General features: G+C 40.7%; 13 protein-coding genes. 10 read left to right on the forward strand and 3 right to left on the reverse strand.

The genetic code is table 11. The features are described from left to right. Positions 1–17 precede the first annotated feature (17 nt). On the reverse strand, positions 18–596 hold the full coding sequence (locus tag ABID56_RS00410; protein ID WP_354218354.1) for a YhcN/YlaJ family sporulation lipoprotein: 579 nt from the start codon (positions 594–596) through the stop codon (positions 18–20). A 68-nt stretch (positions 597–664) separates the two neighbouring features. Next, positions 665–1,144: a hypothetical protein gene (locus tag ABID56_RS00415; protein ID WP_354218356.1), complete on the reverse strand. Its 480-nt coding sequence runs from the start codon at positions 1,142–1,144 to the stop codon at positions 665–667. 105 nt (positions 1,145–1,249) lie between these two features. Between ABID56_RS00415 and glsA the strand changes: the two genes are divergently transcribed. The 3 genes from glsA (at position 1,250) to pyc (ending at position 6,255) form a co-directional block, all read left to right on the forward strand. Further along, entirely contained in the window at positions 1,250–2,179 is a 930-nt protein-coding gene (gene glsA, locus ABID56_RS00420) for a glutaminase A (protein ID WP_354218358.1), read from the forward strand. Between the two features lie 91 nt (positions 2,180–2,270). Beyond that, positions 2,271–2,561, forward strand: a complete 291-nt coding sequence (locus tag ABID56_RS00425) for an Fpa/YlaN family protein (RefSeq protein ID WP_354218360.1) — start codon at positions 2,271–2,273, stop codon at positions 2,559–2,561. A gap of 247 nt (positions 2,562–2,808) precedes the next feature. After that, positions 2,809–6,255 (forward strand): pyruvate carboxylase, encoded by a 3,447-nt coding sequence (gene pyc / locus ABID56_RS00430; protein WP_354218362.1) that lies wholly within the window; start codon positions 2,809–2,811, stop codon positions 6,253–6,255. Between the two features lie 59 nt (positions 6,256–6,314). Here pyc and ABID56_RS00435 read toward each other — a convergent pair whose 3' ends face one another. After that, complete coding sequence (locus ABID56_RS00435; RefSeq protein WP_354218364.1) at positions 6,315–7,223, reverse strand: COX15/CtaA family protein; 909 nt, start codon at positions 7,221–7,223, stop codon at positions 6,315–6,317. 332 nt (positions 7,224–7,555) lie between these two features. Between ABID56_RS00435 and cyoE the strand changes: the two genes are divergently transcribed. From cyoE to ABID56_RS00470, 7 genes are all read left to right on the forward strand, one after another. After that, positions 7,556–8,494, forward strand: coding sequence for a heme o synthase (gene cyoE, locus ABID56_RS00440; RefSeq protein WP_354218366.1), 939 nt, complete (start codon positions 7,556–7,558; stop codon positions 8,492–8,494). Positions 8,495–8,590: 96 nt separating this feature from the next. Beyond that, the gene (gene coxB / locus ABID56_RS00445; RefSeq protein WP_354218368.1) at positions 8,591–9,859 is read left to right on the forward strand and encodes a cytochrome c oxidase subunit II; all 1,269 of its coding nucleotides are present in this window, start codon (positions 8,591–8,593) and stop codon (positions 9,857–9,859) included. Positions 9,860–9,892: 33 nt separating this feature from the next. Continuing rightward, positions 9,893–11,749, forward strand: coding sequence for a cytochrome c oxidase subunit I (gene ctaD, locus ABID56_RS00450; protein ID WP_354218370.1), 1,857 nt, complete (start codon positions 9,893–9,895; stop codon positions 11,747–11,749). Continuing rightward, on the forward strand, positions 11,742–12,362 hold the full coding sequence (locus tag ABID56_RS00455; protein ID WP_354218371.1) for a cytochrome (ubi)quinol oxidase subunit III: 621 nt from the start codon (positions 11,742–11,744) through the stop codon (positions 12,360–12,362). Before ctaD ends, ABID56_RS00455 begins: the two co-directional genes overlap by 8 nt. 3 nt (positions 12,363–12,365) lie before the next feature. After that, complete coding sequence (gene ctaF / locus ABID56_RS00460) at positions 12,366–12,695, forward strand: cytochrome c oxidase subunit IVB (RefSeq protein ID WP_354218372.1); 330 nt, start codon at positions 12,366–12,368, stop codon at positions 12,693–12,695. A gap of 264 nt (positions 12,696–12,959) precedes the next feature. Continuing rightward, positions 12,960–13,979, forward strand: a complete 1,020-nt coding sequence (locus ABID56_RS00465) for an ABC transporter ATP-binding protein (RefSeq protein WP_354218374.1) — start codon at positions 12,960–12,962, stop codon at positions 13,977–13,979. Continuing rightward, complete coding sequence (locus ABID56_RS00470; RefSeq protein ID WP_354218376.1) at positions 13,954–14,922, forward strand: ABC transporter ATP-binding protein; 969 nt, start codon at positions 13,954–13,956, stop codon at positions 14,920–14,922. The genes ABID56_RS00465 and ABID56_RS00470 overlap by 26 nt, the downstream gene beginning before the upstream one ends. The last annotated feature ends 38 nt before the right edge of the window (positions 14,923–14,960 follow it).

Consider the following 14,960-nt stretch of genomic DNA (forward strand, 5'->3'; position numbering starts at 1 on the left):
CTTTTTGGGAGTTATTTTTATTCGGATAACGACTGGCTTTGAGGTTCATTTTTCGGATGATTTTGCTGTTCATCTGTTTGCTCTTCATACGGTGGTGCTTCTTGTCCTTCAGGTGGGGTTTCTGGAATATATCGGCTGACGAGATTGGCGATTTCATTAATGATGACGTGACGGGCTTCGCCATTTTGGATACCACGATTAATTTCTTGTATGCGAGCGACGACGTCACCACCTGCGACGACAAAGGCATAATGACCATATGGATCGTCCTTGAGCGCTTCGGCGACAGTGAATTTAACGCTTCCGACACGTGAACGGCTTAAATCATCTGTCACATCGATCCCGACAATCGTATAACGACCGAATACGAGAGCTGTCGCTTGTTCAACTTCTTCTGTTTCTGAAGCGATTTGTGACAGTCGTTTAGCTGCATCTTGATTCGAATGATCACGGTTTTGTGGTGTTTCTGAATCTTCTACTTGTAAGATGTGGTCTTGATTCATGGAATCATCGAGTGACTCCGTTTTCGGTTCATTTTGGCAAGCGTATAAAACAACAATTAACATCAATATCATCATGTATCGTAATGGTCGCATAAAAAAACTCCTTTTTACCTTAGTGTAAGGCTGTAAAGGAGTTTTAATCGTAACAACTTTATCCAATTTTAAACGACGGTAATTCTGTCAACACCGGTATAAGGGTCATCTTGGTTTGAACCGTCAGGCAAAATAACATGGACTGGCCCTGTTTCCTTAAGCGGTTTGCCATCGACTGAAAATAATAAATAGCAATTAATTAAATCAGAAATGGAAATGCGCGCCTCACCGTCTGACGTATGTAAGATCGCTTCTGTTGCATCAGCGCTCGGCTCAGAATTATGAATGAAATGTTGAAGCGGCATCACATAGGAATTTTCGAGTACTTTTTTACGATTGTAACGATCAACACTATCATTAATGGGTGGGTTGATTTTTTGTTGATATTGTTGAACCGTTAACGCATCATCTGGTTTCTCGTCATCTTGTGCGTCGTCGCTTTCCGTTTCAAATGCATCGCTTAATAAGACTTTGCGGTCATCAAAAATCCATACTGTCGGATCAAGTGTGATTGAAAAGCCTACGTTCCCTTGTACTTGTACGATCATATGTAGCACCTCTTTCTATCTGAACAATCGTTTAGGTTATCAATAAACAACCTACACTAAGATTATACCGAAAAATATACTAAGATGCATTAAGGAGTGATTAAGATGAGCTATATTTCTAAAACAGATTTGGATTATTGGTTGGAGCACGTCCGGATTTATGCAAATAACGGCGATGTTGCCGACTATATTCCGGCGCTTGCGAATCAAAGTCCAGAGATTAGTGCGGCGGCCTTTTATAGTATCGGTGGCGACTGTCCTAAAGCTGGACGGTCTGATTATACATTTACTATACAAAGCATATCGAAAGTATTAACTCTTGCCTTAGCTCTTATTCAACACGGGGAGGAAGCTGTTTTCACGCGTGTCGGTAAAGAGCCAACGAGTGACCCGTTTTATTCGATTCGAAAATTAGAATTAGAACAGCCAGGTATTCCGCTCAATCCGATGATCAATGCTGGGGCGCTTGCAGTGACGAACATGATTCGCGGACGTGATTCAGAGGAAATGGTAGGTGAAATTTTAGATTTGATCCGTCGTTTGTGTCATGATGATTCGATTACATATGACCGTGACGTCGCGCAATCAGAGTTTCAAACCGCATTTTTGAACAGATCGCTAGCGTATTTCATGAAACAAAATGGTATTATTACTGGGAGTATTGAAGAATTGATGGATGTCTATACAAAGCAATGTGCCATTGAAGTTAATGTTAAACAGTTAGCTCGCATTGGGGCTGTATTTGCCAATGACGGGCGCGATCCCGAAACGAACAATCCGTTAATTCCGGCGACAGTGGCACGGATTTGTAAAACGTTTATGGTGACATGTGGGATGTATGATAATTCTGGGACATTCGCGATTAACGTTGGTATTCCAGCCAAGAGCGGCGTATCTGGTGCCATATTAGGTGTGATTAAAAATGAGGGCGGCATTGCTGTATTCGGTCCTGCTTTAGATGATAAAGGCAATAGTGTCGTCGGTGTAGAATTGTTAGAAAAACTAGCGCAACAAAAGAAATGGTCCATATTTTAAGTTTTACGTCATGACTAGATTTCTTGCATTTTTTCGCATAACACGGTAGTATAATAAGATAGATAGGAATATTAGGTGAGGGGGAATTTTCGTGTCATCTCATGTAGCGCTTGATGAAAATGAACAAGCACTCGCCCTCTTAAAGGCAGATGCGGATAAGATTTTGCAACTGATTAAAGTGCAAATGGACAACTTAACGATGCCGCAATGTCCTCTTTACGAAGAGGTTTTAGATACACAAATGTTCGGATTATCTCGCGAGATTAATTTCGCTGTTCGTTTGAATTTAATCGATGAAAATACAGGTAAAGAAATTATGGAAAATCTAGAACGCGAGTTGAGTGCTTTGCATGAAGCAGCCCAGGCACAAAAATCGACTTAATAAAAGCTCAAACTAATGAATTAGTTGTCATTAGTTTGAGCTTTTTTTATATTAAGCTGAGATTCGCTAAATATACTCAAAATTCGTAACAGATGCCATTTAAACGGATATATGCGTGCGATTTCCCTTGATTATGATATTAGACAAAATATTATTTTTCGTGTAATCTATAAAATATTCAGATTTTTAATATAATATACAGACTTACATGACACTTATTTAATTCAGACTATATGGAGGTTAAACGATGACAGACTTGAAATCTTTTAACAAAATTCTTGTCGCGAATCGTGGTGAGATTGCGATTCGTGTTTTTCGCGCGTGTACCGAAATGGATATTCGGACCGTGGCGATTTATTCAGAAGAAGATACGGGGTCTTATCACCGTTATAAAGCGGATGAGTCTTATTTAATCGGTCAAGGTAAAAAGCCGATTGATGCGTATTTAGATATTGAAGGGATCATCGAACTGGCGAAAGAAGTCGGTGTCGATGCGATTCATCCAGGTTATGGTTTCTTATCTGAGAATATTGAATTCGCTAAGCGTTGTGAAGAAGAAGGGATCACATTTATCGGCCCTTCAAGTAATTTATTACATACGTTCGGCGATAAAGTCCGTGCACGTGAAGCAGCGATTAATGCTGATATTCCCGTTATTCCAGGTACTGACGGCCCTGTTTCTTCAGTCGAGGAAGTCGAACAATTCGTCGATCAACATGGCTTACCTGTTATGATTAAAGCTGCATTAGGTGGCGGTGGACGAGGCATGCGTATCGTGCGCACCCGTCAATCGTTACGCGACTCATATGAACGAGCAAAATCCGAAGCGCGTGCGGCTTTCGGTAGTGATGAAGTTTATGTGGAAAAACTCGTTGAACAACCGAAGCATATTGAAGTGCAAATTTTAGGCGATAATGATGGCAATATTGTTCATTTATATGAACGTGACTGTTCCATTCAGCGTCGTCACCAAAAAGTCGTCGAAATTGCACCGAGCATCTCGTTAGATGAGCAATTGCGAGAAGAGATTTGCGATGCTGCTGTGAAATTGATGGATTCCGTTGATTATGTAAATGCCGGAACGGTTGAATTTCTTGTCACTGACGATGAATTCTTCTTTATCGAAGTGAACCCGCGTGTTCAAGTTGAACATACGATCACAGAAATGATTACAGGCATTGATATTGTTCAGTCGCAAATCCGTATCGCGATGGGGCACGATCTACACAGTCATGAGATCGGTATCCCTTATCAAAACGATGTCGTGACACATGGTTACGCGATTCAATCGCGTGTGACAACAGAAGATCCCCTTAATCAGTTTATGCCTGACACAGGAAAAATTATGGCATACCGTACAGGTGGCGGTTTCGGTGTCCGTTTAGATGCCGGAAATGGCTTCCAAGGGGCTGTCATTTCACCGCATTACGATTCGTTGCTCGTTAAAGTATCAACATGGGCATTAACGTTTGAACAAGCCGCTCATAAGATGGTACGTAACTTAAAAGAGTTCCGAATTCGCGGCATTAAAACGAATATTCCGTTTTTAGAAAATGTTATTCAACACAATAAATTTTTAAATGGTACGTATGATACAACTTTTATTGATTCAACACCAGAATTGTTTGTGTTCTCTAAACGGTTCGACCGTGGTACAAAACTGTTGTCTTATTTAGGGTATACAACAGTGAATGCGCCAGCGGCAACGGGCGTTGAGAAGAAACCGTTGTTCTCAGAACCTCGTTTACCGAATGTTAGTAAACATACGCCGTTTCAGGATGGCACGAAGCAAATTTTAGACGAGAAAGGTCCTGAAGCAGTGTCCGATTGGTTAAAAGCCCAAGAAGACGTGCAGTTAACCGATACGACTTTCCGTGATGCGCATCAGTCATTACTTGCGACACGAGTCCGTTCGAAAGATTTATATCAAGTCGCTGAACCGACAGCGAAACTATTACCGAACTTATTCAGTGTCGAAATGTGGGGCGGGGCGACATTTGATGTGTCCTATCGTTTCTTAAAAGAAGACCCGTGGGAGCGTCTGACAACGTTACGCGAGAAGATGCCAAATGTCCTGTTCCAAATGCTTTTACGTGCTAGTAACGCTGTCGGGTACAAAAACTACCCAGATAACGTGATTGATGATTTCGTTGAAAAGAGTGCCGAAGCTGGCATTGACGTCTTCCGTATATTCGACAGCTTAAACTGGGTTGAAGGTATGGTGCCAGCTATTGAAGCGGTTCGTAAACAAAATAAAGTTGCTGAAGCGGCGATTTGTTATACAGGTGACATTTTAGACCCGAAACGCGATAAATACGATTTAGACTACTATGTCGAAATGGCGAAAACGTTAGAGCAAGCAGGAGCACATATTTTAGGCATTAAAGATATGGCAGGTTTACTCAAACCAGAAGCGGCTTACCAACTCATTACAGCGCTAAAAGAAGCGGTATCGATCCCAATTCACTTGCACACGCACGACACGAGTGGTAACGGCATCATGATGTATGCACGTGCTGTTGAGGCAGGCGTTGATGCGGTAGATGTCGCAACGAGTGCAATGGCTGGTAGTACATCTCAACCAAGTGCTAATAGCTTGTATTATGCATTAGACGGTTCAACTCGTCAGCCGAATGTCGATATTGAATCTTATAATCTGCTGTCACGTTATTGGGAAGACATTCGTCACTATTATAATCACTTTGAAAATGGTTTGAAATCACCTCATCCTGAAGTTTATTTCCATGAGATGCCTGGTGGACAGTACAGTAACTTGCAACAGCAAGCGAAAGCAGTTGGCCTAGATGAGCGTTGGGATGACGTGAAAGAAATGTATCGTAACGTGAACGATATGTTTGGGGACATTGTGAAAGTGACACCATCATCAAAAATCGTTGGTGATATGGCCTTATTTATGGTCCAAAATAACTTAACAGTCGACGATGTGTATGAAAAAGGTGAATCACTCGACTTCCCTGACTCAGTGGTGGAATTTTTCCAAGGTTATATCGGACAACCGTATAAAGGGTTCCCGAAAGAACTGCAACGCATTATTTTAAAAGGACGTGAAGCGATCGAAACGCGTCCAGGTAAAATGTTAAAACCGGTTAACTTCGAAGCGCTAAAAGAACAATTATACGAAAAACTCGACAGACAAGTGACGCCATTTGAGATTATTTCGTATGCCTTATACCCGAAAGTGTTTTTAGATTATCAGAAATTCGTTGAGCAATATGGTGATATTTCTGTTTTAGATACACCGTCGTTCTTATACGGCTTACGTCTCGGCGAAGAAATTGCGGTTGAAATCGAACAAGGAAAGACACTGATGGTGAAGCTCGTGTCAGTAGGTGAAGCACAAAAAGATGGTACGCGAGTCGTTTACTTTGAATTAAATGGACAACCACGTGAAGTCATTGTGCGTGATGAAAGTGTTCAAGATGTGACACAATCACGCGCTAAAGCAGATGACATGAACCCGAACCATATTGGTGCGTCCATGCCTGGCACAGTCGTGAATGTGTTAGTTAAAGAAGGCGAACGAGTGAAGAAAAATGATCACTTAATGATTACAGAATCGATGAAGATGGAAACAACCATTCAAGCCCCGTTCGATGGCAAAGTCAAACGCATACACGTCAAAGACGGCGAATCGTTAGAATCAGGCGACTTGCTTGTTGAAGTAGAAGGTTAGGAATGAAAATAAAAGCGCGGACCAAATCATATTGATAGGTCCGCGCTTTTTCAGTTAGTTTAAGCCACACGTCTTGCAATCATAATGAAGTAACATAATAAAGCAAAGAATAATGAAATGACAACAGCATGTAGTAAGGCAATCACGCTATTTAACATCGTGACGATAATTAACGCACCGAGAACAACTTGCAATAATAGAAGAAGCGATGCGATCGTCCAACTGTACAATAAAAACTGGTTATTGCGATAATGACGATAAATATGAATCAATAAACCAATGACCCAAAGGAACAACAAACCAGCAAGTAACCGGTGTCCCATTTGAATGGCTTGTTCAAGTGAGTAGCTACTAAAAGCTAACGGATCATCATTAGAACAGAACGGCCAACCACCACAAACTAAGCTTGATTGCTTGTGACGAACGAGAGCGCCTGTATAAACCACGATAAGCGTGTACACAAACAAACTATAAAAATGAACACGAATGCTCTTTGGGATTTGTACAGTTGCTGTATGAAGCTTTTCATTCACATTAAATATAATCGCTGCGAGTAAAAAGACCGACGCAAATGAAATAAGTGAAATACCGAAATGGAGTGCCTTGATGACAGCTGTTTGTTCGATTAAAACAGCAGCAGCTCCTAATAATGATTGGATCACGATAAATAAAATCGTAATAAAAATCAAAAACTTGGTCTCTTTAATGTGTGAGTAATATTTCCATGCTTGGTACGACAATACTAAGATCACGATAATCGCAACACCTGAAACCATGCGGTGACTGTATTCAATAATAAGCTCAATGTTAATATTAGATGGAATCAGTGCCCCGTGACATAATGGCCAATGTCGGCCACAGCCAAGTCCTGAATCCGTTTTGGTAACAAGAGCGCCACCGACTAAAACGAAAAACATCGTGATAACCGAAATCACGGCGACAACTTTTGGGTGTAATATATGTTTCAATGTCTTATGGACACCTCTCTTTATCTCTACAACTTCCATACTCATCTTAAACCATAATAACAAGATGCGAAAATAAAAAACGTTACAAATTTATAACAATCGTAAAGAAAAGAAGTTTAAATCAATGGTTTCTCGTTTTAAACAGTTAGGAAATATGCTAAGTTTAGTAGTGAGGGAATTTCTCACAGATTTTTCACAGTTTCTTCACAACTTTTGTTTTTTTATATGATTAAATAGAAGTTACAGACATTACATGATACAATAACATTGTAAACTTTGTCATATATCAACGCGTTTTGATTATAGAGAGGTTGAGAGGAAGGTCGAACATTATGAGTGAACTGCGCTCTGTCGAAAGGACCGCGACGAATATTGTCGATAAGCCTCAAACTAGCATTAAGTCACTTTGGGCTGACTTCTTAGCACTAATCAAAATCGGGATTATTAACTCGAACTTGATTACGACGTTTGCAGGGTTTTGGCTTGCGCTGTATTTCACAAGCCAAAATCCGCTTGCGCATTGGGATACCTTTATTCTGGTTATGCTAGGAACAGCGCTCGTTATTGCTGGAGGCTGTGTGATTAACAATTATTACGACCGTGATATAGATCTTGTCATGAGTCGAACTCAATCGCGTCCGACAATTACTGGAACGATTCCGTTACCAATCATATTAGGAATGGGTATTGCATTCTCAGTATTAGGGTTAATTTTATTATACTTAACAACACCATTAGCCGCATTATTTGGTTTTATAGGATGGTTCGTCTACGTCGTATTGTATACGATGTGGTCGAAGCGGAAATATACAATTAACACCGTTGTTGGTAGCTTTTCGGGTGCTGCACCGCCGTTAATCGGTTGGGCTGCGGTCGATAGCTCTTTACATCCGACAGCATTTGTATTATTTTTAATTATGTTTATATGGCAAACGCCACACTTCTTAGCACTGGCTATTCGAAAGAAAGATGACTACGCTAAAGCGAATGTACCGATGTTACCATCCGTACATGGTAATGCTATTACGAAACGGCAGATTTTCATCTACACGATTTGCTTACTACCTTTACCATTATATTTCTTTCAATTAGGAACAGCCTTTGTCGTATTTGCATCTGCCTTAAATATAGGTTGGTTTGCTATTGCAACATATGGCTTTGTGATGAAAGATGATCAAAAGTGGGCGAAGTGGATGTTTATCTATTCATTAAACTACTTAACACTATTCTTTATCGGTTTAGTGGTTGCAACTATTCCATCATTCCTGTGATTCAATTAAGAAATATTGTTTTTCTTAATTAATGAATAAATATGCTATATGCATAAGAACTACAAAGAATGAAGAGAAAGAGAGGTATCAAACAAAATGAAAGGCTGGATGAGTCGGTTTAAAGCTGTGTTTGCTTTAACGGTCATGGCCCTTATCCTTTCAGGTTGTAGTGGGGAATCATTTTTGAGCGCATTACAGCCAAGTGGTGAAGGGGCATCGATGCTTCTAGACTTAATGATCTTGAGTATCGTGATCATGTTATTTGTCTTCGTAATCGTCATGATTATTTATGTATTTGTTATCTTCAAGTTCCGTCAGAAAAAAGGACAAGAAGATTTTGTGCCGAAGCAAGTTGAAGGAAGTCGCGGTCTTGAGACATTATGGACTGTAATTCCTATTATTTTACTACTTATTTTGGCAGTCCCTACGATTCAGTACACATTTGCATTAGCAGATATGAGTCCTGAAACGACAGAAGAAGGGCAAGAGAAAGAACAGATTTGGATTGATGTGACAGGTAAACAATATTGGTGGCACTTTGAATATCGTGATCTTGATATTACGACAAGCCAAGAAGTTTATATTCCAACAGATCGTCGCGTCAACTTATCGATGATTTCTGATGATGTTATTCACTCGTTCTGGGTTCCTTCCATTCAAGGTAAGATGGACGTTAACCCTACCGGAAATCGAAATGAAATGTACTTACAGGCATCAGAGGAAGGTGTTTACTGGGGTAAATGTGCTGAACTTTGTGGTCCATCGCACTCATTAATGGACTTTAAAGTTGTTGCTGTAAGCCCAGGTGAGTTTGAACAATGGGTTGAAGATATGCAATCTGTTACAGGTGAAGAAGAGCCTGAATCAGAAACAGCAACAGCGGGACAACAAGTCTTTGCAGATAACTGCATGTCTTGTCACGCCATTGGTGCTTCACAATACAAGATTGGTCCAAACTTAACTAACTTTGCTGATCGTGAAAAATTAGCGGGTGTGTTCGATTTCAATGAAGAGAACTTAAAAGAATGGATCAGTACAAAAGGTGAAGAAATGAAGCCAGGTAACCAAATGATGTCTGCTGGATATGACTTGAATGAAGAAGAAATTGATCAAGTCGCAGAATACTTAATGACTCTTAGCCCTAGTGATGTTACACCTGAAAGTGCAAGAAATGGTGTATATGAAGATTCTGATCTAAGTGGCTTATTCCCTGAAGAGTCTTCAGAAGATGGTGAAGGTGAATCCGATTCTGAAGAGAATAACTCTGAAGGTGGAGAAGGTTCAGACGATAGTGACTCTGATAATAGCGATTCAGGAAGTGATGAATCAGGCGACAATAACTCTGAGGATTCAAGTAACGAATAATTAATTACTAAAGAATAGAGGGAGGTTACAAGCGTGAGCACGACAGCTACTCAAAAAGCTGGCTTCGGATCAGTCTTATGGGATTACTTAACAACGGTTGACCATAAGAAAATCGCGATCCTTTATCTAATAGGTGGTATGTTCTTCTTCCTATTAGGTGGTCTGCAAGCGATGCTGATCCGCATTCAGTTAATTGCACCTGATAATGAATTTATTTCAGCGCAATTTTACAACGAAGTTTTAACGATGCACGGAACAACGATGATCTTCTTAGCCGCAATGCCACTCCTATTTGCGCTTATGAACGCTGTGCTACCATTACAAATTGGCGCGCGAGATGTGGCGTTTCCATTTGTTAACGCACTCGGCTTTTGGTTGTTCTTATTCGGTGGTCTTTTCTTAAACGTATCATGGTTTACAGGCGGCGCACCTGATGCTGGTTGGACAGCATACGCTCCGTTATCGATATTCTCTGAAGGTCACGGTGTCGATTATTATGCACTTGGCCTGCAAATTTCAGGTTTTGGTACCTTAATGGGTGGTATTAACTTTATCGTGACGGTTGTTAACATGCGTGGTCCTGGTATGACGTATATGCGTATGCCACTTTTCACATGGACAGCATTTATTGCAAGTGTCCTTATCCTATTCGCATTCCCAGCTTTAACAGTTGGTTTGTTCTTATTAACATTTGACCGCTTATTTGGCGCGAACTTCTTTAACCCAGATATGGGCGGTAACGTTATTATTTGGGAGCATTTATTCTGGATCTTCGGACACCCTGAAGTGTATATCTTAATCCTCCCAGCATTTGGTGTGTTTAGTGAAGTTATCCCGACATTCTCTAAGAAACGTTTGTTTGGTTACTCATCCATGGTCTTTGCGACTATCTTAATCGCGTTCTTAGGTTTCATGGTTTGGGCACACCACATGTTCACAGTTGGGCTTGGTCCGATTGCGAACTCGATTTTCGCTGTTGCGACGATGGCAATCGCCGTACCGACGGGTATTAAGATCTTTAACTGGTTGTTCACCCTGTGGGGCGGTAGTATACGAATGACCTCTCCAATGGTATTTGCACTCGGGTTTATTCCGACCTTTACTATTGGTGGTATGACAGGTGTTATGTTGGCATCAGCTGCGGCTGACTTCCAATATCACGATTCATACTTTGTTGTTGCACACTTCCACTACGTTATCGTCGGTGGTGTTGTACTCGGTATATTTGCTGGTCTAATTTACTGGTGGCCGAAGATGTTTGGTACATTCTTAAATGAGAAGCTTAACCACTGGTTCTTCTGGTTATTCTTTATTGGTTTCCATTTAACATTCTTCTTCCAGCACTTCTTAGGCTTAATGGGTATGCCACGTCGTTACTGGAAGTTCTTAGAAGATCAAGGGTTAGACTTGTTCAACCTAATTAGTACAATCGGTGCCTTCTTTATGGCAATCGGTACACTTGTATTCTTATACAACGTCGTCATGACACAAATGAAAGGCGAAAAAGTGTCCGGTGACCCATGGGATGCGCGTACACTTGAGTGGGGTATTCCGTCACCACCACCTTTCTATAACTTTAAGCAAGAGCCTTTAACACGTGGTTTAGATCCATTATGGATTGAAAAAATGCAAGGTAATGGTGAATTACAACCTGCAGAACCACTCGGTGATATTCACATGCCTAATCGTTCATTTACACCATTTATGATTTCACTCGGTTTATTTATTGCCGCGTTCGGTGTCATGTATCAAGGTGGAATGTGGATCTTAGCTGGTGTCGGATTTGCGATTACATTTGGCTCCATGCTATACCGTTCACTGAAAGATGATGTCGGTTATCATGTGCATAAAGAAGAGTTAGAAGAAAAGGGGGATGGTTCTAATGGCTGAAGACGTTCTTAAATCAGGTGATCTGCCCGAAAACCCTGAAAGAGCCACCCTTGAAGGCCGTAATAAGTTTATGGGCTTTTGGTTCTTCCTAGGCGGAGAAACTGTTTTATTCGCAAGTTTATTTGGTACGTATTTAGCGTTACGTAATTCTAACGCTGGCGGAGCAACTGGTTCTGAGATTTTCGGTTTAGAACTTGTATTTATTATGACAATGCTCTTATTAACAAGTTCTTTAACGAGTGTTTATGCAATGTATCATATGAAAAACAATGATTTTAAGAAAATGCAGTTATGGTTAGGCATTACTGTCCTTTTAGGCCTCGGATTTTTAGGCATGGAGATATATGAGTTCGTCCATTATGTCCATGATTATGAATTCGGCTATACGACGTCTGCCTTCTCGAGCGCATTTTATACGTTAGTTGGTTTCCACGGCGGACACGTTGCGTTTGGTTTACTTTGGATCGTAGCGCTTATGATTCGTAATGCTAAACGTGGCTTGAACTTATACAACGCGCCGAAGTTTTACATTGCCAGTCTCTATTGGCACTTCATCGACGTTGTGTGGGTGTTCATTTTCACCGTAGTATACTTGATGGGAAAGGTGGGCTAAGCGATGGCAGATAACACCAATTCCGTAGAACACACTGAAAAGAAAGAGTTTTACAAGAAGAAACATCGTGAGCATATGAAGCATCAAGTCGTGACATTTGTCATGATGATCGCTTTTACGCTCATTGCATTCGGCTTAGTTATAGCTGAGGTCGATGCGATGTTTACAATTCCAATTATCCTCGTTTTAGCTGGAGTTCAAGTCCTTTTCCAGTTGTACTACTTCATGCACATGAGTGAAGAAGGACATCAATGGCCAGCAGCGATGATATATTCAGGTATATTTGCAGCTGTATTAACCGTTCTATCGTTAACAACGATTGTATGGTGGTAAAATAAACGTAAGAGAGTCCAGAATAATTCTGGGCTCTTTTTTTGTATATTAGAAGCAAAAACATGTATATCCATCCACTATTATTATTGTTATATAGTGTTAAAAAATACTATACAGACAGCTTATTTCACCCACTGTTGTCATAAAAATTTAATAATTTCGTAAAAAAGGTTGATTATTTACGTATTATTATGTATATTAATAAACATAAATAATTCAGAAAATTCATAAAAGCATTAATTATAGCAACAAGGGGGAGTCATCGTGTCCGAGACCATTTTAGAGTTAAATGATTTACATACACATTTTTTTACTGACGATGGTGAAGTTCCAGCTGTAGACGGTGTCAGTTTTAAAGTGAATAAGGGTGAAATAGTTGGGGTTGTAGGTGAATCCGGTTGTGGTAAAAGTGTGACATCACTATCGGTCATGCAACTCGTTCCAAGCCCTCCTGGCCGTATCGTCGGTGGTGAAATTAATTTTAAAGGTGAAAACATAGCACAAGCATCTGAAAAACGGATGCGACAAATACGTGGGAATGAGATCGCGATGATTTTCCAAGAACCGATGACTTCACTCGATCCATTGTATACGATTGGTAATCAACTGATTGAAGGTATTCGCATGCACGAAAAAGTGTCTAAAAAAGAAGCCCGTAATCGTGCGGTGGAAATGCTGAATTTAGTTGGTATTCCACGTGCAACAGAAGTCGTTGATGAGTATCCCCATCAATTGTCTGGTGGTATGCGCCAGCGTGTCATGATCGCGATGGCTATGGCGTGTGATCCGGAAATGTTAATCGCAGATGAGCCGACAACAGCCCTTGATGTGACGATTCAAGCGCAAATTCTTGATTTAATGCGCGATTTAAACAAACAAAAAGATACGGGTATTTTGTTAATTACCCACGACTTAGGTGTCGTCGCTGAAATGTGCGACCGCGTCGTCGTTATGTACGCAGGGCAAGTAGTCGAACAAGGAACTGTGAGAGAAATTTTAAAAGATCCGAAGCACCCATATACGAAAGGGCTCATTCGCTCACTACCAAACTTACATCAAAAAGAACAAAAACTATATTCTATTCCAGGTACTGTTCCAAAGTTATCGATGGAACAAGTAGGCTGTCGTTTCGCTCCGCGTTGTGAGTTTGCGTTTGACCGTTGTTTCCAAGAGGACCCAGTATTATATGAAGCAGATGATGGACGTCTTAGTCGCTGCTTCTTATACGATGACAACGAAGAACAGGAGGTCGCAGCTCATGTCGAATCCGATATTAGAAGTTAATAACTTGAAAAAGTACTTTGATATACGTGGTGGTATTTTTGGTAAGAAAGTTGGCGAAGTCAAAGCTGTCGATGATGTTTCATTCACCGTCAATGAAGGTGAAATATTAGGTATAGTCGGCGAATCAGGTTGTGGGAAATCGACAACGGGTAAAGCGTTACTCCGTTTGATTGAACCAACTGAAGGTGAAGTGAGGTTTAACGACGAGGATATTACACAAGTCAATAGTGAACAGATGCGTCAACTACGACGTGACATGCAAATTATTTTCCAAGATCCGTACGCATCGTTAAACCCACGACATACGGTGGAAAAAATTATATCTGAACCGTTACTGGTACATGGTATGACAGATGCGAAAGAGCGAAAAGAACGTGTGCAGGAGTTATTAGAAATCGTCGGTTTACGCGCTTTTCATGCGTCACGTTATCCACACCAATTTAGTGGTGGTCAACGCCAACGTATTGGGATTGCAAGGGCGCTTGCGAACAATCCGAAATTGATCATCTGTGACGAACCGGTTTCGGCGTTAGACGTATCGGTACAATCTCAAATCTTAAATCTTATGTCGGATTTACGTGATCAATTTAATTTAACCTATTTGTTTATCGCCCACGATTTAAGCGTCGTCAAACATATTAGTGACCGTGTCGGCGTGATGTATTTAGGTCGTTTGGTCGAACTCGCAGATAAAGATGAATTGTATGAAAACCCGAAGCATCCATACACACAAGCATTATTATCAGCGGTCCCTGTAGCGGATCCTGATGAAACGGGCGAACGAATTATATTAAAAGGTGATGTACCGAGTCCGTCAAATCCACCGTCGGGATGCCCTTTCCATACGCGGTGTCCACAGGCGATGGATATTTGTAAAGAAGTGACACCAACATTTCAAGAGGATGGTGATCAACATTACGTCGCTTGTCATTTGTATGAATGATAAGACGCGAATGTTATCTATATTAAAATCTATTTAGG

The organism is Alkalibacillus flavidus, assembly GCF_040545925.1.
GTDB lineage: Bacteria > Bacillota > Bacilli > Bacillales > Alkalibacillaceae > Alkalibacillus > Alkalibacillus flavidus.